The sequence below is a fragment of the Amycolatopsis anabasis genome, from assembly GCF_009765355.1.
GTDB lineage: Bacteria > Actinomycetota > Actinomycetes > Mycobacteriales > Pseudonocardiaceae > Amycolatopsis > Amycolatopsis anabasis.
The window spans coordinates 125778-147510 of record NZ_VTHK01000025.1 but is presented as its reverse complement, the minus strand read 5'-3'; the positions used below and the strand labels follow the sequence as shown (position 1 = coordinate 147510).

General features: G+C 71.4%; 19 protein-coding genes. 4 read left to right on the top strand and 15 right to left on the bottom strand.

Features of this window, described 5'->3' with window-relative positions; genetic code table 11:
• Window positions 1-137: adenosylhomocysteinase (locus FXO23_RS29405; RefSeq protein WP_158888714.1), on the bottom strand; the 137-nt coding region annotated here is incomplete at its 3' end.
• A 112-nt stretch (window positions 138-249) separates the two neighbouring features.
• Here FXO23_RS29405 and FXO23_RS29400 point away from each other — a divergent pair.
• Complete coding sequence (locus FXO23_RS29400; protein ID WP_158888713.1) at window positions 250-2640, top strand: hypothetical protein; 2391 nt, start codon at window positions 250-252, stop codon at window positions 2638-2640.
• A gap of 49 nt (window positions 2641-2689) precedes the next feature.
• Here the strand turns inward: FXO23_RS29400 and FXO23_RS29395 are convergent, their stop codons facing one another.
• The 7 genes from FXO23_RS29395 to FXO23_RS29365 all read right to left on the bottom strand — a co-directional run bounded on the left by FXO23_RS29395 (window position 2690) and on the right by FXO23_RS29365 (window position 9948).
• Window positions 2690-4240 carry an amino acid permease gene (locus FXO23_RS29395; protein ID WP_158888712.1) on the bottom strand — a complete coding sequence of 517 codons (1551 nt, stop codon included), beginning with the start codon at window positions 4238-4240 and terminating at the stop codon, window positions 2690-2692.
• A gap of 87 nt (window positions 4241-4327) precedes the next feature.
• Window positions 4328-5245, bottom strand: a complete 918-nt coding sequence (locus FXO23_RS29390; RefSeq protein WP_158888711.1) for a cation diffusion facilitator family transporter — start codon at window positions 5243-5245, stop codon at window positions 4328-4330.
• Between the two features lie 199 nt (window positions 5246-5444).
• The gene (gene manA / locus FXO23_RS29385) at window positions 5445-6671 is read right to left on the bottom strand and encodes a mannose-6-phosphate isomerase, class I (RefSeq protein WP_158888710.1); all 1227 of its coding nucleotides are present in this window, start codon (window positions 6669-6671) and stop codon (window positions 5445-5447) included.
• Between the two features lie 60 nt (window positions 6672-6731).
• Window positions 6732-7835 carry an SIS domain-containing protein gene (locus tag FXO23_RS29380; RefSeq protein WP_179956912.1) on the bottom strand — a complete coding sequence of 368 codons (1104 nt, stop codon included), beginning with the start codon at window positions 7833-7835 and terminating at the stop codon, window positions 6732-6734.
• Complete coding sequence (locus tag FXO23_RS29375; protein WP_158888709.1) at window positions 7810-8031, bottom strand: Trm112 family protein; 222 nt, start codon at window positions 8029-8031, stop codon at window positions 7810-7812. The genes FXO23_RS29380 and FXO23_RS29375 overlap by 26 nt, the downstream gene beginning before the upstream one ends.
• A 95-nt stretch (window positions 8032-8126) precedes the next feature.
• Entirely contained in the window at window positions 8127-9482 is a 1356-nt protein-coding gene (locus FXO23_RS29370; RefSeq protein WP_158888708.1) for a phosphomannomutase/phosphoglucomutase, read from the bottom strand.
• 106 nt (window positions 9483-9588) lie between these two features.
• Window positions 9589-9948: a DUF3499 domain-containing protein gene (locus tag FXO23_RS29365; protein ID WP_158888707.1), complete on the bottom strand. Its 360-nt coding sequence runs from the start codon at window positions 9946-9948 to the stop codon at window positions 9589-9591.
• Window positions 9949-10068: 120 nt separating this feature from the next.
• On the opposite strand from FXO23_RS29365, the gene FXO23_RS29360 reads away from it, so the two are divergent.
• On the top strand, window positions 10069-10533 hold the full coding sequence (locus FXO23_RS29360) for a metallopeptidase family protein (RefSeq protein WP_158888706.1): 465 nt from the start codon (window positions 10069-10071) through the stop codon (window positions 10531-10533).
• A gap of 28 nt (window positions 10534-10561) precedes the next feature.
• On the opposite strand, the gene FXO23_RS29355 is transcribed toward FXO23_RS29360, so the two are convergent.
• Together FXO23_RS29355 and FXO23_RS29350 are read right to left on the bottom strand one after the other, a co-directional pair.
• Window positions 10562-13912 carry a glycosyltransferase family 2 protein gene (locus FXO23_RS29355; RefSeq protein WP_158888705.1) on the bottom strand — a complete coding sequence of 1117 codons (3351 nt, stop codon included), beginning with the start codon at window positions 13910-13912 and terminating at the stop codon, window positions 10562-10564.
• A 114-nt stretch (window positions 13913-14026) separates the two neighbouring features.
• Window positions 14027-14281 (bottom strand): WhiB family transcriptional regulator, encoded by a 255-nt coding sequence (locus FXO23_RS29350; RefSeq protein ID WP_179956918.1) that lies wholly within the window; start codon window positions 14279-14281, stop codon window positions 14027-14029.
• 469 nt (window positions 14282-14750) lie between these two features.
• Between FXO23_RS29350 and FXO23_RS29345 the strand changes: the two genes are divergently transcribed.
• Window positions 14751-15515: a site-2 protease family protein gene (locus tag FXO23_RS29345; RefSeq protein ID WP_158888703.1), complete on the top strand. Its 765-nt coding sequence runs from the start codon at window positions 14751-14753 to the stop codon at window positions 15513-15515.
• Here FXO23_RS29345 and FXO23_RS29340 read toward each other — a convergent pair.
• From FXO23_RS29340 to mshB, 3 genes are read right to left on the bottom strand one after another with little or no spacing between them, the layout of a single operon-like run.
• Window positions 15493-16281: a hypothetical protein gene (locus tag FXO23_RS29340; protein ID WP_158888702.1), complete on the bottom strand. Its 789-nt coding sequence runs from the start codon at window positions 16279-16281 to the stop codon at window positions 15493-15495. The genes FXO23_RS29345 and FXO23_RS29340 overlap by 23 nt on opposite strands.
• A complete protein-coding gene (locus tag FXO23_RS29335; protein ID WP_158888701.1) occupies window positions 16274-16675 on the bottom strand; it encodes a hypothetical protein in 402 nt (133 codons plus the stop codon). The genes FXO23_RS29340 and FXO23_RS29335 overlap by 8 nt, the downstream gene beginning before the upstream one ends.
• A complete protein-coding gene (mshB, locus tag FXO23_RS29330) occupies window positions 16675-17544 on the bottom strand; it encodes an N-acetyl-1-D-myo-inositol-2-amino-2-deoxy-alpha-D-glucopyranoside deacetylase (RefSeq protein ID WP_158888700.1) in 870 nt (289 codons plus the stop codon). Before mshB ends, FXO23_RS29335 begins: the two co-directional genes overlap by 1 nt.
• Window positions 17545-17713: 169 nt before the next feature.
• Between mshB and FXO23_RS29325 the strand changes: the two genes are divergently transcribed.
• The gene (locus FXO23_RS29325) at window positions 17714-19495 is read left to right on the top strand and encodes an ABC transporter ATP-binding protein (protein WP_158888699.1); all 1782 of its coding nucleotides are present in this window, start codon (window positions 17714-17716) and stop codon (window positions 19493-19495) included.
• 278 nt (window positions 19496-19773) lie between these two features.
• On the opposite strand, the gene FXO23_RS29320 is transcribed toward FXO23_RS29325, so the two are convergent.
• Window positions 19774-20700: an ABC transporter permease gene (locus FXO23_RS29320; RefSeq protein ID WP_158888729.1), complete on the bottom strand. Its 927-nt coding sequence runs from the start codon at window positions 20698-20700 to the stop codon at window positions 19774-19776.
• Between the two features lies 1 nt (window position 20701).
• Window positions 20702-21718 (bottom strand): ABC transporter permease, encoded by a 1017-nt coding sequence (locus FXO23_RS29315; RefSeq protein ID WP_158888698.1) that lies wholly within the window; start codon window positions 21716-21718, stop codon window positions 20702-20704.
• Between the last annotated feature and the right edge of the window lie 15 nt (window positions 21719-21733).

The following is a 21733-nucleotide window of genomic DNA, read 5'->3' as shown; positions in this document are numbered from 1 at the left end:
AACGCCATCAAACCCGGCATCTCATGCTCAGCCAGCCGAATCTCCTTACGACCGAACTCAGCGGCCTCCAGATCGGCGACGGCGAATTCGATGCCGTTGCGCGTGTCATGCCGCTTGGCAACGCTTTCGGGGGTCATGGGGCAGTTCCTCCAAGGCTCGACGACCCTTGAACAGTACCGTTGTCTGCTCAACGAACGAGCAGTCCATTTTCACTGGGCGCCGCTACCCTGAGGTAAGGAGGCTTTACTCGTGCCACTTCCCGGCCCCGACACCCGCGTCGTGGAACTCCGCGTCGCGGGTCTGATCGGCACCAGCGGGGAGTCGCTGCTGGACGCGGTGTCCACCGTCGATATCGCCGGTGACCAGCTGGGCCGGGTCGTCCGGCCCGCCGATCGGCTGCGCAGGCCCGCGCCCGGGCCGGTCGTGCAGGCGCTCGGCCGCTCGCTGCCGCGCACCCTGGAGGGCTACCTGTGGAGCGGGATGACCTCCGGCGGCGCCGCGAAGGCCACCTGGGCGCTGCTGTTCCCGTTCTCGCTGGCCAACGTGGCGCACTGGATGCTGCCGCCGGTCCCGGACGGCAACCGGTTCGCCACCGTCCTCGGCGCCGTCTGCCGGAGCCTGCTGCGGGTCGCCGCGCTGCTGCTGACCATGCTGCTGGTGAGCCAGCTCGCGGTGGTCACCCTCGACCTGCTCGCCGCGCAGTGCCTGGCCCCGGGGGTGAAGTGCCTGTCCGGGGTGCCGGACTGGATGCGGGGGTTCGGCCCGACCCGGACCGTCGCCGGGCTGCTCCCGCTGCTGTTGCTGATCCTCGTGCTGCACCAGGTGTCCGCGGTCGACTGGTCGGTGCGCACCGAGACCAAACCCCCGCGCGGCGACATCCTGCCCGGTGACACGATCCGGACGAGCCCGGACACCCCGGTGCTGCGCTGCCTGCACACCCTGGTCGCACTCGCCGTGGTCGCGCTGATCCTGCTCGGCGGCCCGTTCGTCGTGCCCACCGGCGTGGTCGACGTGGTCGCCTGGGTGTGCGCGCTCGTGCTGCTGGTCGCCGCCCTGCTCGTCGCGTCCGTCCTGCCCGAGCGGGTGCGCGCGCGCAGCCTCAACCGCTGGGGCTGCCGGATCGCGCTCACCTTCGCGGTGCTGCTGGTGGCCGTCGCGGCGGTCCTCGCCACGCCGTTGCCGCCGACGCTGTCCGGGACCGGGCTCACCACGCCCGGCATCCCGTCCGGAACCGACGGCACGGTCGAAGCCCTCGGCGCCGCGCTGATCGCGGTGTGCCTGCTGTTCGCGGTGCTGCTCATCCCGGCCGCGCTGCTGGCCCGGTCGTCCTGGAGCGCGTTGCCGCGCAGGCTGCGGCCGTGGTTCGGCGGCTGGGCCGCCGCCCCGGCACTAGCGCTCGCCGGTCTGGTCGGCGGCGGTTTCGGCGCGGGGCTGGCGGTCGCGATGCGCAAGATGCTGCGGGCCGAGGAACTGCGGCTGCCGGAGACGTACAAGCTGGTCACCATCCTGTGGGGCGGCGGGCTCGCGGTGTCCGCGATCCTCGGGAGCCTCGGGTTCGCGATCGCGGTGCCGCTGCGGCGGCGGATCCGCGGCATCCCGGACGTCGTGCGCATGCTGCAGACCACCGAACAAGATCAGCGCGAGGCCGCCGCGGCCTGGGCCCGGTCCGCGTGGGAACGGCGGCACCTGCACCGCATCGCGGTCGCGGTGGCGCTCGCCATGGCGGCGGGGGTGGCCGTCCTGCTGGCCACCCGGCTCTGGCTCGGCCACCTGCCGGAATGGCTCGACGTGTTCTCCACGCTGGGCATCGTCGCCCTGGGCGCGCTCGCCGCCGGGTTGCTGCGGGTCGTGTACACGGCGGCCAAGAACCCCAACCGCAGCCGCCACCTCGGCGCGCTCGCCGATCTGGTGTGCTTCTGGCCGCGGGCCGCCCATCCGGCCGTGCCGCCCTGCTACGCCCTGAAAGTCGTGCCGGAACTGGCCGAGCGGACCCGGGAACACCTCGCCGAACCGAACACGCGGGTCGTGCTGGCCGGGTACAACCTCGGCGGGCTGCTCGCGGTGGTCGCGGCCGCCCGGCTGGCGCACCAGCTGCCGGAAGCCGACCGCGCGCGGGTCGGGCTGCTGACCGCGGGGGCGCCCCTGCAATGGGGCTACCAGCGCGCGTTCCCCGCGGTGCTGCCGCACGAAGGGCTCGCCGAGCTGTACGGCCTGTTCGACGGGCGGTGGCGCGGGCTGGCGCGGGGCACCGACACGTTCGGCGGCGGGGTCACCACCTGGCGGCACCGGATGGTGTCCGGGCACCTGCTCGGGGTCGGCTACCAGCCCGACGGGGACGTGGGCCCGCTCGGACCGGCGATCCAGGGGCCGACCGGCGCCCTGGTGCTGGGCGGCGACCACTGGCTGCCGGATCCGGTGCGCGGCACCTGCGGGACCCGGCGCTGGGCGGCCGGGGTGCTGCGGCACGTCGACTACGTCGTGGATCCGGAATGGGACCGCGCGGTGGTGATGGCCGCCGGGCTGGAACGTCCGGACGCCCCGCCGCGACCGCTGGGCGAGCAGGTCCCGCTCTTCCCCGACCTCAACGGGCTCAACGGGCCGAACGGCTGGAACGGCCGCCGCCACGCCGACTCCGAATAGCACCGAGCCCCCGGAAGTGACGGCACTTCCGGGGGCTCGGGCGAACGGGCTAGGACGGGTCCTTCGCCACGGGCGGTTCCGCGGTGGCCGCGGGCTCGGCGGGAAGGTCGCCGTTCTGCCGCTTGCCCAGCAGCGAGGCCCGCTTGCTGTAGACGAAGTAGATGATCACGCCGAGCACCATCCAGCCGATGAACCGCAGCCAGGTCAGCACGGTCAGGTTCAGCATCAGCCACAGGCAGGCCGCGATCGCCAGGATCGGGATCAGCGGCATGAGCGGCACCCGGAACCCGCGCTTGAGGTCCGGCCGGGTCCGCCGCAGCACCATCACCCCGGCGGAGACCAGGACGAACGCGAACAGCGTGCCGACGTTGACCATCTCTTCGAGCTTGTCCGCCTCGAAGAAGGTCGCGGCGATCGCGACGGCGACACCGACCAGCACGTTCACCCGCGCCGGGGTGCCGCGCTTGCCGGTCTTCGCCAGGGCGCGCGGCAGCAGGCCGTCGCGGGACATCGCGAACAGCACCCGGGTCTGGCCGAGCATCAGCACCATCACCACGGTGGTCAGCCCGGCGAGGGCGCCGATCGAGATGATGTTGGCCGCCCAGTCCACGCCGTGCGAGGCGAACGCGGAGGCCAGCGTCTTGCGCCCGGCCGGATCCGCGTCGGTCGCCAGCTCCTTGTAGGGCACCATCCCGGCCACCACCAGCGAGGTGGCGACGTAGAGCACGGTGACGATGGCGAGCGAGCCGAGGATGCCGCGCGGTACCGAGCGCTGCGGGTTGCGGGTCTCCTCGGCGGTGGTGGCCACGATGTCGAACCCGATGAACGCGAAGAACACCAGCGAGGCGCCGGCGAGCAGGCCGAACGCGCCGTACGCGCTGCCCGAGCCGCCGAGCATCGCGGACAGCAGCGACTGGTCGACGCCACCGCCCCCGTCGCCGCCTTCCGCGGCCGGCGGGATGAACGGCGTGTAGTTGTCCGGGCTGATGTAGGCGATGCCCAGGATGATCACGAACAGCACGATGACCACCTTGATCGTGGTGATCACCAGGCTGAACCGCGAGGACAGCTTGGTGCCCAGGGTCAGCAGCGTGGCCAGCACGACGATCAGCAGCAGCGAACCCCAGTCCACCGGCAGGCCGCCGATCTCGAACTTGGTGGTCACGTTCTCGCCGAACACGTACCGCAGCACGGTCTGCAGGTAGGACGACCAGCCCTTGGCCACCGCGGCCGCGGCGACCGCGAACTCGAGGATCAGGTCCCAGCCGATGATCCAGGCGAGGAACTCACCGAAGGTCGCGTAGGAGAACGTGTACGCGCTGCCCGCGACCGGCACGGTCGAGGCGAACTCGGCGTAGCAGAGCGCCGCCAGCGCGCAGGCGATACCGGCGAACACGAAGGCCAGCGAGACCGACGGCCCGGCGATGTCGCCCGCGGTCCGCGCGGTCAGGGTGAAGATTCCGGCGCCGATCATGACCGCGACACCGAACACGGTCAGATCCCAGGCGCTGAGATTTCGGCGCAGCTTGGTATCCGGCTCGTCGGTGTCCGCAATGGACTGTTCGATCGACTTGGTACGCCACAAACCCGTTCCGGGCAACGTTGACCTCCTCGGGTGACCTGGATCGCAGGGTCGCGGTTCGTCACCCTAATGCGCGACGGATGTCAGTTGAAACCGGGCACGGTCTTACGTGTGGAATTCCCTGTCCAGGTCGGGCTCGAGGTAGATCAGGCGGGCGGCGGGGACCTTCGCCCGGACCCGCGCCTCGGCGTCGTCGATGGCCCGCGCGACCTCGCTGACGTCGAGTTTCGGGGTGAGCGCGAGTTTGGCCGCGACGAGCAGCTCGTCCGGGCCGAGGTACTGGGTGCGGATGTGGATGACGCGCTCGACCTTGCCCGCGGCCAGCTCGTCCACGATCGTGTCCAGCTCGCTCTCGGTGGCGCCCTCGCCGATCAGCAGGCTCTTCATCTCGATGATCAGGATGATCGCGATGATCCCGAGGAGCACGCCGATCATGATGGTGCCGACGCCGTCCCAGACCGGATCGCCGGTGAGCACCGCGAGGCCGACGCCGAGCAGCGCGAAGACCAGGCCGAACAGGGCGCCCGCGTCCTCCAGCAGCACCACCGGCAGTTCGGGCGTGCGCGACTGGCGGATGAAGCCCCACCACGACACGTTCCCCTTGATCTTCTTGGACTCGGTGATCGCGGTGTAGAAGCTGTAGGTCTCCAGCGCGATGGCGACCACCAGGATGATCACCGCGACGATCGGCGTGGTGAGCGGCTCGGGGTGCTGGACCTTGTGGATGCCCTCGTAGAGCGCGAAGGCCGAGCCCAGGGTGAACAGCATCAGCGCGACGACGAACGAGTAGAAGTACCGGTCGCGGCCGAAGCCGAACGGGTGCTCCTTGGTGGCCTTGCGCTGGGAGGTCTTCTGGCCGAGCAGCAGCAGGCCCTGGTTCGAGGTGTCCGCGAGCGAGTGCACGGCCTCGGCCAGCATGGACGACGCGCCGGTGACCAGGAACCCGACGAACTTGGCGAGCGCGATCCCGGCGTTGGCGCCGAGTGCCGCGAGGATCGCCTTGGTCCCGCCGCCTGCTGACACGTTTGCCCCCTCGAAACGATCGGCGAATTGTCGGAATGCAGCCTAAACGGGTCGGCCCCGCGATCCGCCCCGGGTCCCGCTCCGCAAACGCTTGCCCCTTCCTCACAAGGTCAGGAGAGGACACCAATGCGGCATTGGGGACGTTGGAGGTAACCAAAGCCGCATTGGGTACCTCCGAGCGCCACCCGTCCGGTGGGGCTCAGTCGCAGGTGCCGGCGGTGGCGCGGAAGACCTGGGAGCGGCCGGCGCCGACCGGGCGCAGGCGCACGGCCGGATCGGAGGCCGCGAGCCACATCGACTGCCCGCGTTCCAGTTTGACCTCCTGGCCGTCCGACGCGCCCGCCATCAGGGTGCCCTCGGTGCACAGCAGGATCTGCGGGCCCGCGCAGTCGACGTCGAGTTCGGTGCGGTCCCCGGCCGCCCACTCCAGCCGGGACAGCTCGAACTCCGGCGCGTTCGTGCGGTAGACCGCGCCGTGCGGACCGGGTTCGCCGCACAGCACCGGCATCTCGCCGCAGCCGAAGTCGACCACGCGCAGCAGTTCGGGCACGTCGACGTGCTTCGGGGTCAGCCCGCAGCGCAGGATGTTGTCCGAGTTCGCCAGGATCTCCACCGCGGTGCCGTGCAGGTACAGGTGCAGGTTCCCGGCCGGGAGGTAGATCGCCTCGCCCGCGCGCAGGGTGAGCCGGTTGAGCAGCAGCGCGGCGAGCACGCCCGCGTCGCGCGGGTGGGCCTCGCCGAGTTCGAGGATCGTGCGGCACTCGGTGTCGAACTCACCGTGCTCCTTGACGTGCAGCACGCACGCGTCGAGCACCTCGGGCAGCAGCTCGTCCAGGGTCGCCTGGGGCAGCGTGATCCAGGTGGTGAACAGCGCGCGCAGGCCGTCGGGGTCCGGCTGGGCGTCGAGCAGCGAGGTGTACTTGGCCAGCGCCGGGGTCTCGATCGCCCGCAGCAGCGCGACGGTCCGGCTCGGTTCCCGGAACCCGGCGAGCGCGTGGAACTCGGTGAGCGCGCACACCAGCTCCGGTTTCGCGGTCGGATCCGGGTAGTTCCGGTTCGGCGCGTCCCGCGGGATCCCCGCCTTCTCCTCGCGGGCATGCCCTTCGGCGGCCTGCTCGGCCGACGGGTGCGCCTGCATGGACAGCGGCTCCTCGGCCGCGAGCACCTTCAGCAGGAACGGCAACCGGCCGCCCCAGCGCCGGGCGCAGCGGTCGCCCAGCTGGCCGGCCGGATCGGAGTCGACGAGCTCCAGCAGGCTGCGTTCGGTGCCGTCCGGCGCGACGATGTACGACGGGTCCCCGGGGTGGGCCCCCATCCACAGCTCGGCTTCCGGGTGTGGTGCCGGCACCGGGCGCCCCAGCAGTTCCGGGATCGTCGTTCTCGATCCCCACGCGTAGGGCCGCACGGCATTGCGCAGCAGCTCCACTTCTCACCTCAACTCCTCGGCGCCGGATTCGCACCGATCCCTCATCGTCTCGCGGCGGGTTCACGCCGTGACGGGCGCGTACCTGCCGGCTCCCCCTATGCTCCCCGCCGCGAGCCCGAGGTACAGGGCGGCCAGCTCGAACCGGAGCGCGAGCAGGCCCGCGAGCGCCGGTTCGTCCGCCTCGATCTCGTCCGCCGGGGCGAGTACCTCGGCCCCGGAGAACAGGTCCTCCGCACGATTCCGCTCGGCCCGGTACACCGGCCCGGACCGCACCGAGAGCAGCACCACCTTCGGCCGCGCCCCGGCGGGTTCGTCCTCCGGGTCCGCGAAGATGTCCCGCTCGCTCGTGCTGGCCACCGCCGCGTGGCGCAGGGCCGGACGCACGAGGGCTTGATGGTAGTCGGCCACGTCGCACACCGTGGCGGCGTGGGTGGCCAGGGCGAACGCGCCGTGCGCGCCGACCGCCGCCGCGACCTGGTCCAGGCCCCACAGCAGCGGCAGCTTCCCGGAGAGCCGCAGGGCGAGCGTCTTCGCCGGGTTGACGAACGACTCGTGCGCGAGGTGGTCGCGCTCGGCCTCGGCGTCCAGCCGGTCGGCCAGCGATTCCACGTCGGCGACCAGCAGGCCCAGCGAGTTCGCGGTGAGCAGCCCGGCGGCCAGGGCGCGCGGGAAGGCGAATTCGGACGGCACCGGCACCCGGGGCGCGAGCAGCATGCCCTTGCCCGCCACCGAGGCGGCGATCGGCCCGTCCTCCGGCCCGGACAGCACGACGGTGGCGCCGTAGCGCGCGGCCCGTTCCAGGGACGCGGCCAGCTCGTGGTCCCCGGGGTCGTCGGTGTGCCCGAAGACGACGTCGAGCGCGCCGATCCAGCTCGGCACGAAATCGGAGACGACCACCGGAACCGGGCAGGACGGCGCGAACAGCGCGGCCAGCAGCCGGATGACGCTCCGGCTGACGCCCGGCCTGCTCAGCAGCACGAACGCCCGCGGCCGGCCGAGGTCGAGGCGGTCGCTCAGTTCGAGCTCGGCGGCGGCTTCGGCGGTGGCCCGCACCTGGGCGCCGGCCATCGCGGCGGCCCGCAGCAGGCCGCCGGTGTCCGCCTCCGCCAGGCGCGCCGGATCGTCCAGCAGGGTGTCGTCAAGCACCGTCGGCACTGGCGCCATCCTCGCCGCCGGGTTCACCGGCCTCGTCGAGCAACAGGACCGGGATGCCGTCCCGGACCGGGAACACGCGACCGCATTCGGTGCAGGTCAGCGCGTCCGCGTTGGGATCGCTCGGCGAGCCCGTGCGCAACGGCGCGTGGTCGGGCGACGGGCACGCCAGGATCTCCAGCAGCTGAGCATCAAGCGTGACGGCCATGCTTCCTCCCTACCACGTGCGGTCGTGTCCGGAGGGGCACCCTCAAGACGCTTTTTGTCCGGAGGGGTCCCCTCATGACAGTCGACTCGGTCTCGTCAGTCACGAACGATCGCCAGCACTTCGTCGGTGAGCGCGCGGACGCCGTCCGCGGTGGGGGCCTCGACGTTGAGCCGGAGCAGCGGCTCGGTGTTGGAGGGGCGCAGGTTGAACCAGCCGCCGTCGGGCAGCTGCACGGTCAGCCCGTCCAGTTCGTCGGTGGTCACCCCGGACCGGGACCCGAACGCGTCCTTGACCGCGAGCATCTTGGCCACCTGGTCGGACACCGTCGAGTTGATCTCCCCGGAGGCCGCGTACCGCTGGTAGGCCGCGGTCAGCGCGGACAGCGGCCCGTCCTGCTCGCCGAGGGCGGCCAGCACGTGCAGCGCGGCGAGCATGCCGGTGTCGGCCCGCCAGAAGTCGCGGAAGTAGTAGTGCGCGGAGTGCTCGCCGCCGAAGATCGCGCCGGTCGAAGCCATCTCCTGCTTGATGAACGAATGCCCGACCCGGGTCCGCACCGGTTTGCCGCCGTGCTCGGCGACGATCTCCGGCACCGCCTTCGACGTGATCAGGTTGTGGATGATCGTGCCGCCCGGCTCCTTGGCCAGTTCGCGGACCGCGACCAGCGCGGTGATCGCGCTCGGGGACACCGGTTCGCCGCGCTCGTCGACCACGAAGCAGCGGTCGGCGTCGCCGTCGAAGGCGAGCCCGGCGTCCGCGCCGACCTCGCGGACCTTGGCCTGCAGGTCGACGATGTTGGCCGGGTCGAGCGGGTTCGCCTCGTGGTTGGGGAAGCTGCCGTCCAGCTCGAAGTACATCGGGACGATCTCGATCGGCAGCCCGTCGAACACGGTCGGCACGGTGTGCCCGCCCATGCCGTTCCCGGCGTCCACGACGATCTTGAGCGGGCGGCTGCCGGACAGGTCGACCAGTCCGCGCAGGTGCGCCGCGTAGTCGGCGAGCACGTCGCGTTCGGTGACCGTGCCGGGCGCGCCGTCGAACGCGGGCACGCCCTGCTCGACGGTGGCGCGGATCTCGGCGAGCCCGGAGTCCTGGCCGACCGGCGCGGCGCCCGCGCGGCACAGCTTGATGCCGTTGTACTTCGCCGGGTTGTGGCTCGCGGTGAACATCGCGCCCGGCAGGTTCAGCGAACCCGAAGCGAAGTAGAGCTGATCGGTGCTGGCCAGGCCGATCGACACCACGTCCAGGCCCTGGGAGGTCACGCCCTCGGCGAACGCGCGCGCCAGCCCGGGTGACGACTCGCGCATGTCGTGGCCGATCACCACGGACGGCGCGTCGGGTTTGATCAGCAGCGCGAAGGCGGCGCCGAAATCGCGCACCAGCGCGGCGTCCAGCTGATCGCCGACGACGCCACGGATGTCATAGGCCTTCACGATGCCCGACAGGTCTGACACGCCCTCTCCCCGAACTCCTCGACTGCACGAAAGCGCCGTATCCATGCGCGTCGGGAAGCCTACCGGCGGCGGGGAACGCCCCGAGTACGTACGCCGGTATGGGGCCTTACTGCTTGACCGGATCCGGCAGGACCCGCAGATGCCCGCGCCGGCCGGACGGGCCCTCGGGCTCCGGCGGCGGGGTGGGCCGATCGGGGCGGCCGGCCTCGCGCACCGCCTCGGCGAGCGCGGTCAGCTCGTCGTCGGACCGGTCCGGGGCGGCGAACTCGCCCTCGTGCCGCACGACCTCCCAGCCCTTCGGCACGGTGAGCCGCAGCGCGTGCGCTTCGCACAGGTCATACGAGTGCGGTTCCGACGCCGTCGCGAGCGGCCCCACCACAGCGGTCGAGTCGCTGTAGGCGTAGGTCAGCGTGGCGACAGCGGGATTAGGACACCCGGTCCGCGAACACTTCCGTACGCTCGACACGATCAAGGACGATAGCGCGTCCGCGGCCCGGCGTGGCGCAGGCGCACCGCGACACGTGGCCATCTCGGCTCCGGCACGTCCGGGATGCGACCGGGAACGCGTACCCTTCCCAACGTGGCGATGGCTCGTAGTTCCCGACAGCGGCGCCGCCTGCGCCGGGACCGGCACGGGCGGGGGCTGCGCGGACCGTTGTACCCGGCTTCCCTGCCGGCCGCGGCCAGCAGGGCGGAGCGGTTCGACGCGCTGGTGCTGGACGCGCTCGAACCGATCGAGGCCCGCTGGCGCGATCAGCTCACCAAACTGGACGTCGCGGTCGACGACGTGCCCGAAGTGCGCCGCGGCAGCCGCCCGATCGCCGTCGACGGCGTGCTGCACGACGGCGCGGTGCCGCTGTCCCGCCTGGTCCCGGCCGGGGTCGACCGCGCCGGGCTGCCGACCCGGGCCCGCATCGTGCTCTACCGGCGCCCGCTGGAGGCCCGCGCGAAGGACCCCGCCGAGCTGGCCGAACTCGTCCACGACGTGCTCGTCGAACAGGTCGCCGGGTACCTCGGCGTCGAACCGGACGTCATCGAAGGCGGCGACTGACCCGGCGTGAGTAACGCCACACCTCCGGTCAACCGGTCCGGTGACGGCGCCCGGGAATCGCGGTGAGCAGGGTGAACAGCACGGCGGCCACCTGGGCGAGCAGCAGGATGTTGCGCAACGTCGACGGGTGTTCGACGAGCACCTCGGACTGCCGGGTCGGCACCGAGACCGCCACCTGATGCCCCCAGGCGGGGACGATCGGCACCCGGTTGCCGTTCACGCTGGCCTGCCAGCCCGCTTCCTGTTCCGCGGACAGCACGAGCAGCCGCCCGGCGGGCCCGTCGGAGACGCGCACCCGCACGTCGGGCAGCCCGGCCTCCACCGGCACGACCCCGATGGCCCCGTTCGGCGAAGCGCCGGTCACCGCCTGTTTCGCCAGCTCCGGCGGGATGAGCACGACCTGCCCGCCGGGTGGCAGCAGGCGCAGCACCTCCCGGCCGTCGCCGGTCGGCGGCGCCTGCCCGACCAGATCCGCGCCGAGCGCCAGGAACGGCTGGGACGCCGTGCCCGGCGGCAGCACCACGAACAGCACCCCGGACGCCGCGGCCGAGAACAGCGCCTGCCGCGCGGCTTCCGGCGTGCCCTGTGCGAGGTCCCGCTGCCAGGCCGCCAGCCGTGCGGGGGTGCTCGCGGTCAGGGACAGCTGGTCGTCGCCGAACCGCGGCAGCCGCCCGCCGGTCTGGCGCGGGGGCTCCCCGCCCGAACCGAGGACCAGCACCGACCGGCCGGTGTTCGCCAGCTCCGCGGACAGCGAGGACGCCAGGTGCGTGCCGCCCCCGGCCCGCACCGGACCGGACGGCCCCTCGACCACCACCCCGGTGGCGAGGGCGAGCAGCGCCACCGCCCCGCCGAGGGCGGCGAGTTTCGGCAGCAGCGCGAGCGGCCGGGCGGGCGCGCCGTTGTCCCGCCGGCAGACCGCGAGCACGATCCACAGCAGCCCGGCGCCGGTGACCAGCAGCGGTGTCCCGGCGAAGCCCTGCGCGGCCGGCCCGCCCTGCAGCGGGGTCACCGGGACGAGCCGGAGCAGCACCAGCGCGCCGATGCCGAGCACGACCACGCCGAGCCCGGCGCTCGCCCGCGCGGTCGGCCGGAAGACCAGGGCCACCAGTGCGGCGGCCACCACCGCCACCCCGATCGGCCACGCGCCCGCGCCGCCCGGATCGAGTCCGGCCAGTTCCGCCCCGGAAGCGGGGGTCGCGGGGCCGCTGAGGCCGTGCAGCAACAGGCCCGGGTGGTTGAGCAGCACGGTCGGCCAGGGCAGCAGCAGGGCCAGCGGCAGCAGGACGACCAGGCCCACCGAGGCGATCCGGCGGGTGAGGCGGCCCGGCGGGGACGGCACCACGACGAACCCGGCGACCAGGCCGAGCAGCGCCAGCGCGTGCGCGAGCGGGGAGAACGCGCCGAGCACGGCCACGCCGAGCGCGCACAGCACGGACGCGTGCAGCCACCGCCGGTCGGTCCGGACCAGCACCCCGGCGATCCCGGCGAGCACCAGCGGCAGCAGGAGGTGCACGGCCACGACGTCGATCCGACCCTGCGCGACCGCGGCGGTGGCCGCGGGCAGCAGCGCGTAGGCCGCGGCGACGCCCGCCCGGATCCAGCGGTGGATCCGCAGTTTCCGGGTCGCCGCGTAGGCGATCAGCGCGGCGAGCGGGACATCCGCGATCAGCAGCAACGAGACCAGGGCGGCGGGCCCGCCGATCGGGGTGAAGAGCGCCCCGAGGATGCCGAGCACCGGCAACGCGGCGGGCGCCGAACTCGCGGTGCCGCCGCCGACCGGATGCCACGGCGCGAGGTAGGCCGACCACAGCTCGCCCAGCCCGCCGACCGGCAGCAGGCGGCCCCCGGCCAGATCGAGGCCGAGGCGGTCCCGGTTGAGCACCAGGGCGAGCGCGGTCAGCACGACCAGCAGCACGAACGGCGGGGCGAACAGGGTGGCGGCCAGCACCCGGCGCCGGTTCACCTCGACGAACACCAGTTCGCCCTCGTCGCGACGGCCCGGCGACGGGCGGTCCGGTGCCTGTTCGCCCATCGCGGGCTCGTCCGGTTCGGGCAGGGTCATCGCGAAGACGGAGTCCGGTTTGCGCAGCCCGGTGGCGCGGGCGCCGGTCGTGCGCAGGGCGCCCGCGGGCAACGCGTCCGGCCCGACCGGCCGGGGCGGTTCGGCGGTGGCCCTGCGCAGCGCCTCGGGCGGGATCCACGCGGACTCCTCCGCCGCGGCCTCGGGCAACCGGCCGAGCGCGGCCTCGCTGGCGACCCGGCGGCGCACCAGCGCCAGCACGCCCGCCCGGATCGCGTTGCGCAGCCGGGTGAACCGCCCGGTGAGCAGCCCGCGCGCGGTGCCGGACCGCATCCCGGCGGCCTTGCGCCGGGCGCGCGCGGCCCTCAGGTCACCCCGCCCGCGGGTCAGGTAGCCCACCGCCGCGAATTCGGCGCGGGCGCGGGTTCCCTTGCGCAGCAAGGCGAATCCGAGCCCGCGCAGGACGCACAGCACGACCAGCCGGACCAGGCCGAGCCAGAACGAGAACGCCGAGCAGTTGACCAGGAACGCGCGCAACCCGTGGGCCCGTTCGGCCGCGGCGACTTCACCGCCCACGGCGTCGGCCGCGCGGCGCCCGGTGGTCAGCGCCCGCGCGTGCCGGATCCGGGCCGCGGGCACGCAGAGCACCAGGCGCCCGGCCGCGTTCGCCCGCCAGCCGAAGTCGATGTCCTCACCCAGCAAGGGGAATCCGGGGTCGAAACCGCCGAGTTTCGCCCACAGCTCGCGCTGCACGAGCGCGCCCGCGCTGGGCACCGCGAGCACTTCGGTGCTCTGCTCCGGATCGCTGTCCTTATCGCGTCCCGCCCACCACCCCGGCAGGCGCCCCGGCAGGGCGCGTTGCCGGTGCCCGGACGCGTCGGTGGACAGCCCCGCCTCGACGATCAGCCGCGGATCGGTCCAGTCGACCGCGAGCGGCCCGAGGACCCCGGCCGACGCCGAGGTCTCCGCGGCTCGCAGCAGGAGGTCGAGGCAGTCCGGTTCGGGCGCGCAGTCGTCGTGCAGCACCCACACCCAGGCGCCCGGATCGCCCCAGCGCTCGACCGCGTGCTCGACGGCCTCATCGACCGCGGCCGCGAATCCGGTGCCGGCGGAGAGGGTGAGCACGCCGTCGAGGATCGGCTGTTCGCCCTCGACCGCGGTTTCCGGATCGGCCGCGTCGGCGAGCAACTGCGCGGTGCGGTCGGTGGATCCGGTGTCGACCGCCAGCACGTGCCGGGGCCGGATCGTGCTGCGGCGCAACGCGGACAGCGCGAGGGGCAACCAGTCCTCGCCGTCGTGGCAGACCACGACGGCCAGAACGGGGACGGTGCGGGGCGGCGGCGTGGTCGTGCGGGGCAAGAAACCCCTCCAGGGGCTACGAGTCGGTAACTGACGGCGCGCCGAAGCCTACGACGTGCCGTGCGAAACCCCTGTCGCCACACCGGGGAGTTTCTCCACTTGAGCGGAAATCGCCTATACTGCCCGCTTTTTGAGCTTGCGGCGTTCGCGTTCGGACAGACCGCCCCAGATACCGAACCGCTCGTCGTGCGCGAGGGCGTACTCGAGGCATTCGTCCTTCACCTCGCACCCCTGGCAGATCCGCTTGGCCTCCCGGGTGGAACCGCCCTTCTCCGGGAAGAACGCTTCCGGGTCCGTCTGCGCGCACAGGGCGCGCTCCTGCCATTCCTGTTCCTCGGTCACGTCGAAGAGGTCAGAGAGTTCACCCAGCTCCTGCTCCGGGTCCTCCCGCCAGTCCACGACCTGCCCCCATTCCTTCCCATCGGCGTTCAACCGCACGTCCGCCTCCTCGCTTCCACGCACTCCCCAGGCTGGCGGTGTTGAATCGGCGCCGGAACCCGATGCCCTCCGCGGACACCCTTCTTCGACAAGCCCCGACGCTTGAAACACCTTCGGCGGACTGCACGGGTGGTACTCCCGTACCGTTCCCACCTCCGGCGATGTCCTTCCCCGCACCCCTTGCGCAGCGGCGAATGACATCAATGTGATTACACCCGTGTAATGCGGCTAGGTCAAGCGGAGTAGCGAGTTTGGGGGATGCCGACGGCCCTCAGCGCAAGGGGACACGCCGTACGACACGCAGCCTGTCCGGTCTCATGTGCTTCCGCAAGCGGCACGACCCACCCCTACCTCGAGGGCGTCCGCAACCCGGGCGAACCGGATACGGAACACTGGGGGCGTGCGACGATCAGCAGTACGTCCCAGCCCGATCTTCCTCGCCCTCCTCGCCGTCACCGTCGTCGGTGGCGTCCTGGCCGCCCTCAGCGACGCCGAGACGACCCGTGATCCGCTCCTGATAGCCGGGGTGTTCATCCTGGTCCTCGGCGGCTGGGCGGTCTCCCTGACGCTGCACGAGTTCGGTCACGCGATCGTGGCGTTCCGGGGCGGCGACCACGAGGTGGCCATCAAGGGCTACCTGAACATGGACATCCGCCGGTACACCGATCCGGTGTTCTCGCTGGTGCTGCCGCTGATCATCCTGGCGATCGGCGGGATCCCGCTGCCCGGCGGCGCGGTGTGGATCAACCGCTGGGCGCTGCGGTCGCGGGCGGTGTCGACGTGGGTGTCGCTGGCCGGTCCGCTGAGCAACCTGGCGCTCGGGATCCTGCTGACCATCGCGGTCATCGTCATCCCGATGCCGGTCGGGCTCCTGATCGGGCTGTCCTACCTCGCCCTGCTGCAGGTGCTGACGTTCGTGCTGAACATCCTGCCGGTGCCCGGCCTGGACGGGTACGGCGCGATCGAGCCGTACCTTTCGCCGGAGGCCCGGGAGTTCGGCGCGAAGGCGCGGCCGTGGGCGCCGCTGATCCTGTTCGCGCTGCTGTTCGCGGTGCCGCCGGTGGCCGACGTCTTCTTCAACATCTCCTACGCGGTGTTCGACCTGATCGGCGGCGAGAAGTACCCGGCGCAGCTGGGCGCGATCACGTTCCAGTTCTGGCGGTGAGCCACTTGTCGGCGCGTTTGGCGACGCGTTTGAGGCCGGAGCGCTCGCCGAAGTAGTCCCCGGCCATGCCGACCACCGGCAGCATCCCGATCGCCCGGTGGTAGAAGCGGCCGCGCGGGCGCTTCTCCAGTTCGTCGGTGATGGCCAGGAGCGACCGGCCCAGCCGCCACAGGGTGCGCGCGCAGGCCTTGAGCGTGAGCTTGCCGTGCTTCTTCGACGCCTGGTCGAGTTCCTCGGTCAGCTCGGCGGTCTCCGCGTCCTCCGCGGACGCGTCGTGCTCGGCGTGCTTGCCCGCCGCGATCACCGGGTCGATCGTGCGGTCGAAGAGCACCCAGGCGAGCAGCCGCACCCGGTCCCCCAGCTCGGTCACCCCGTGTTCGCCCGCGATCGCGCACAACAGCAGGCCCTGCGACGCGGCGCCCAGGGCGTCCTGCACCGGCAGCCGATCGGCCAGCGCCCCGCCGAGCCCGGGAATCGCGGTCAGCAGCGCGGTGAACCGGCCGACCCGGTTCACCCACCAGTCGGTCCGCTGCGCGGCGTCCATCCCCGCCCAGGCCGCGGTCCCCGGCACCCTGACCGAGGACAGCCCGTTCAGCAGCTTCTCCCGCAGGCCCGGTTCGACCTTCGCGAGTTCGGTGTCCGCGCTCGCCCGCGCCCGCAGGCCCATCGGATCGGCTTCCCGCAGCGCGTCCAGCAGCGGGCCGGTCGCCCGCACGAACGGCCGCAGGACCGCGACCACGTGCCGGTCGGAAATCGCCTCAGCCACGTTTCTCCCCGTTGGTCTTGTTCGCCGCGCCCAGTGCCCCGCCCAAGGTCATCGCCGCGGGCAGCGCCCCGCAGGCGAGCAGCAGCAGGGCCCGCCAATCCTGCACCAGGACGACGTCCCCGCCCGGCCCGAACACGCCGACCACCAGCATCACCAGTACCCACAGCACCAGCGGCGCAAACGACACCTTGGGCGTCACCAGGCGGGCGGTCTGCCGGACCAGCAGCGGCGTGGTCAGCGCGGCGACCACCACGCTCAGCGGGAGCGGGAAGTCGGCCGCCTCGGGCAGCACCACCCCGTCCAGCCGCAGCGGCAGGAAGAACAGCTCCAGCAGCGCCAGCAGGACCGTGTCCAGCAGCAGCACCCCCAGCAGCCAGCGCTGCGCGCCCGCCATCACCGGTTCCCGAACAGGTCCGTGGCGACGCCCGCTTCCGGGCCGTGCGCGAGGACGAAGTACTCGTGGTCCGGTATCGGCTGCGCGAGGCCGTTGGACAGCGCGAACGCCGGCTGTTTCATTGGCATCCCGCCCGCCACCCCTTCCGGCACCCCGAGGACGCTGACCTGCGTCGCGTGCGCGCCCAGCGCGGCGATCTTGGCGTCCCGGTGGGCGGTGATGTCGATCGCGGTGGTGATCCGCTCGTCCGGGACGACCGGCAGCTCGCCGTCCTCGGGGACCCGCAGCGGCAGTTCGGGCAGCGCGCGCAGGGCGGCGAGGCCCGCGGCGGTCGCCCGGGCCGAGGCGGCGATGTGGAAGATCCGGCGCACCGATCCGGCGCGCGGCGCGGCGGCCATGGTGATCTCGTGCGCCCGGATGTGGTCCGGATGGCCGTACCCGCCGATCTCGTCGTAGGTGACCACCACCTCGGGGCGCACCTCGTCCAGGATCGCGGCGAGCTGGCTCGCCTGCTCGTCCAGGGAACCGCGGACGAAGGCGCGGGGGTGGTCGGCGGCGGGCGTCCCGGCCATCCCGGAGTCCCGCCAGCGGCCGATACCGCCGAGGTAACGATGTTCGGTCACGCCCAGTGCCGAACACGCGGCGGCGAGTTCACCGGACCGGTACCCGCCGAGCTGGTCGGCGGCCCAGGAGCCCAGTTCGTCGAGGTGCGGCGGAATGATCTCGCCCTCCTCGCCGAGTGTGCAGGTCACCAGCGTGATTTCGGCGCCCTCGGCCGCGTATCTCGCGATGGTGCCGCCGGTGGTGATGCTCTCGTCGTCCGGGTGCGCGTGCACCAGCAGCAACCGGCGCGGCTCGGGGGAGGTCACGGCTTGAAGACTAATTGAGCGCGGAGCGCTTCCGTTTGGGGCGGTGGGTGGGGGAAAGGGCAGGAATTTACCCCGCTCATACCAATGGTGGGCCTACCCTCAGTTATCCTCGCGCGAAGTTCACTAGGCCGTAGGCCGTGATTACCCGAACCCCCACGAAGGGCTGCTGGTGAGCACTGAGACGACGACGGCGAGCCTCGCCGGCGCTACTGGTTCCATCCTGTCCATTTCCGACCTGCGCATCTCGTTCAGCACCGAGGACGGCCGGGTCGACGCGGTCAAGGGCATCACGTTCGACGTGAAGCCCGGCGAGATCGTCGCCGTGGTGGGTGAGTCCGGTTCCGGCAAATCGGTGACCTCGATGTCCGTGCTCGGGCTGCTGCCCCGGACCAGCAAGATCGAAGGCGATCTCCGGCTTGAGGAGCGCGAGCTCGCCGGGCTCAAGGACAAGCAGCTCCGCAAGATCCGCGGCAACGACATCGCGATGATCTTCCAGGAGCCGATGAGCGCGCTGAACCCGGTGTTCACCGTCGGCTGGCAGATCCGCGAGGCGCTGCGCACGCACCAGGACCTGGCCAAGTCCGCCGCCGACGCGCGGGCCGTCGAACTGCTGGACATGGTCGGCATCCCGAACCCGCAGGAGCGGTTCAAGCAGTACCCGCACCAGCTCTCCGGCGGGCTGCGGCAGCGCGTGGTGATCGCGATGGCGATCGCCTGCGACCCGAAGGTGATCATCGCCGACGAGCCGACGACCGCGCTCGACGTCACCGTGCAGGCGGAGATCCTCGGCCTGCTGCGCAAACTGCGGGACACCCTGAACACGGCGATCGTGCTGATCACCCACGACATGGGCGTGGTCGCCGACCTCGCCGACCGGGTCGTGGTGATGTACCAGGGCGAGATCGTCGAAGAGGCGCCGGTGCGCGAACTGTTCGCGTCGCCGCGCGAGGACTACACCCGGCGGCTGCTGGCCGCGGTGCCGAAGCTCGGGCAGCGCCCGGAGGGGCAGCGGCTGCTGGAGACGACCACGGAGGCGGTGAGCAGCGAGGAGGCGGCGAAGATCGCCGAGGAGATCCGGCTCGCCGACGCGGAACTCGAGGCGCAGATCGAGGCCACCGGCCCGGCGCTGGAGATCTCGAACCTGGTGCTGGAGTACCCGGGTCGCCGCGGCCAGGCGCGCAACCGCGCGGTGGACGACGTCTCGCTGCACATCGACAAGGGCGAGATCCTCGGCCTGGTCGGGGAATCGGGCTCGGGCAAGTCGACCATCGGCCGCTGCGCGATCCGGTTGCTCAAGCCGACCGCGGGCACCGTGAAGATCGCGGGCCGGGACATCACGAACATGTCGAACAAGGAGCTGCGGCCGCTGCGCCGGTACTTCTCGATCGTGTTCCAGGACCCCGCGTCCACTTTGGACCCGAAGATGACGATCGGTGACTCGATCGCCGAACCGCTGTTGCTGCACAAGGTGTTGTCCGGCAAGGCACTTTCGGACCGGGTGGTGTCCCTGCTGGACAAGGTGGAGCTGAGCGGGCTGTACCGGAACCGGTACCCGCACGAGCTCTCCGGCGGGCAGCGGCAGCGCGTCGCGATCGCCCGGGCGCTGGCCCTGGACCCGAAGCTGCTGATCGCCGACGAGCCGACCTCGGCACTGGACGTGTCGGTGCAGGCGCGGGTGCTGGACCTGTTCCTCGACCTGCAGCAGACCCTGCAGTTCGCGTGCCTGTTCATCAGCCACGACCTCGCGGTCGTCGACCTGCTCGCGGACCGGGTCGCGGTGATGCAGCACGGCCGGCTGGTCGAGGTCGGCACCCGGGACCAGGTGCTGCACTCGCCGCAGGAGGACTACACCAAGCGGCTGCTGTCTGCCGCCCCGGTCGCCGACCCGGCCCTGCAGGCCGAGCGCCGCGCCGCGTGGGAAGCCGGAAAACTCGCCCCGGTCGCCGACTAGGCACCCGAACCGGCAGGAAGGGAGCTTTACTACGGTTTCGCCGTAGTAAAGCTCCCTCGCTCCCGTTCAACCGGAGCAAAGGTCCCTTGCTTTTTTGGTAGCCCGGCGATGGGGGTCGTGAGTGGTACGGCCGGTTCTAACCGGCCTGAACACTCACGACCCCCGGCAGCACGCGCCCTCACCGGAAACCCCAGCCCGCCACCCGCCACCCGACCCGAACGCCAACAGCGCCCCCTCCCAGCCAAGCGGGAGGGGGCGCTGTTGGCGGTACGAGCCGATCAGGCCTTCATGCGGCGCTGGCGCGGGTCGAACGCGTCGCGCAGGCCGTCGCCGATGAAGTTGATGGACAGCGAGATCAGCACCAGCACGATGAACGGCCAGAAGAACAGCCACGGCCGGGTGGAGAACTGCTGGTAGTTCTCCAGGATGATCCGGCCGAGCGAGGTGTCCGGCAGCTGCACGCCGAGGCCGATGAACGAAAGCGCGGCCTCCGCGAGCACCGCCTGCGCGACCGCCAGGGTCGCGTTCACCGTGATGCTGCCGACCATGTTCGGGATCAGGTGCTTGAACAGGATCCGCCCCGTCGAGGCGCCGGACGCCCGGGCCGACTCGATGAACTCCCGCTGCGACAACGACATCGCCTCGCCGCGGGTGATCCGGGCGATCGGCATCCAGGCGAACAACGCGAGCACCAGCGCCACCACGTACCAGCTACCGGTGAACACCTTGACCAGGATCGCCGCCGCGGCCACCTGCGGGACGATCAGGAACAGGTCGGTCAGCCGGGACACCGCGGTGTCGGTGATGCCCTGGAGGTACCCGGCCAGCGCGCCGAACACCACCCCGATCACCGTGGACACCACGGACACGGTGAGCGCGATCAGCAACGAGTACTGGGTGCCCCGCAGCACCTGCGACACCATGTCCTTGCCGACCTCGGTGGTCCCGGCCGGATGGTCGGCACTCGGCGGCAGGAAGCCCTTGACCGTCTCCTCGTAGTTGTACGGCCAGAACAGCGGCATGACGATCGCGATGAGCACGATCAGCAGCAGGACCGCGACGCTGACCATGGCCAGCTTGTGCCGCAGGAACTTGCGCAGGACCAGTTTGCCCTGACTGCGCGGTTCCGGTAGCGCCTCCGGCGCCAGCGTGCCTTCTTCGATCGGGGCGCCGGAGGTCTGCGCGCCCGCGACCAGTGAGTTCATGTCAGCCAACGCGAATCCTCGGGTCCAAGATGCCGTACAGGAGATCAGCGATGAGGTTGGCCACGATCACCGCGATGGCGACCAGGACCAGCCAGCCCATCATCACATTCGGGTCGTTCTTGTTCACGGCCTCGACCAGCACCGTGCCCATACCGTTCCAGTTGAACACCCGTTCGGTGATGATCGCGCCGGTCAGCACCGTCGCGAAGTTGACCGAGAACAGGGTGGTCACCGGGATGAGCGCGTTGCGGAACGCGTGCCGGAAGATGACCCGCGACGACGACAGCCCCTTGGCCCGTGCGGTGCGCACGTAGTCCATGTTGAGCGTTTCCAGCATCGCCGCGCGCTGGAAACGGCTGTACGCCGCGAAGCTGATCGCCATCAGTGCCAGCGTGGGCAACAGATAGGCGCCGACATACTTGATGAGGAAGTCACCGAATCCGTCGGATTTCAGATTCTCCGGGCTGGCCGTTTTCAGCCACGGATTGCCGAGCCAGTCGGTCAGGCCCAGATCCCGGACCCAGCCGTTGATCTCGATCGCGTATTCCTTCAGCACGATCGCGATGCAGAAAATGGGCATCGAGAACAACAGGAACGCGAGCGTGGTCGCGATGTAGTCGATAATGGAGTACTGCTTGACGGCGGCGAGGACGCCGACCGCGATCCCGATCACCAGCGCGAGGATCTCGGCGCCGATGACCAGTTTGAAGGTCACGCCGAACGCGCTCATCACCTTGGGGAGCACGGGCGCCATGGCGTTGCCCTGGGCGATCGAGATACCCCAGTCGCCCTGGATGAAGCTGATCAGCCAGTCCCAGTATCTCGCGAGCAGACCCTTGTCGAGGCCGAGTTCGTGAGCCGTGGCCGCGATGGCCGCCGGGCTGACGTTCGGCTGGCTGCGCAGCTCGGCGAGCGGGTCACCGGCGCCCGCGACCATCAGGTAGAGGGCGAACGAACCGATCAGCAGGATCGGGATCGAGATCGCCACTCGACGTAGTACGTAATAAACCAGGTTCAACGAAATTGCTCCTCG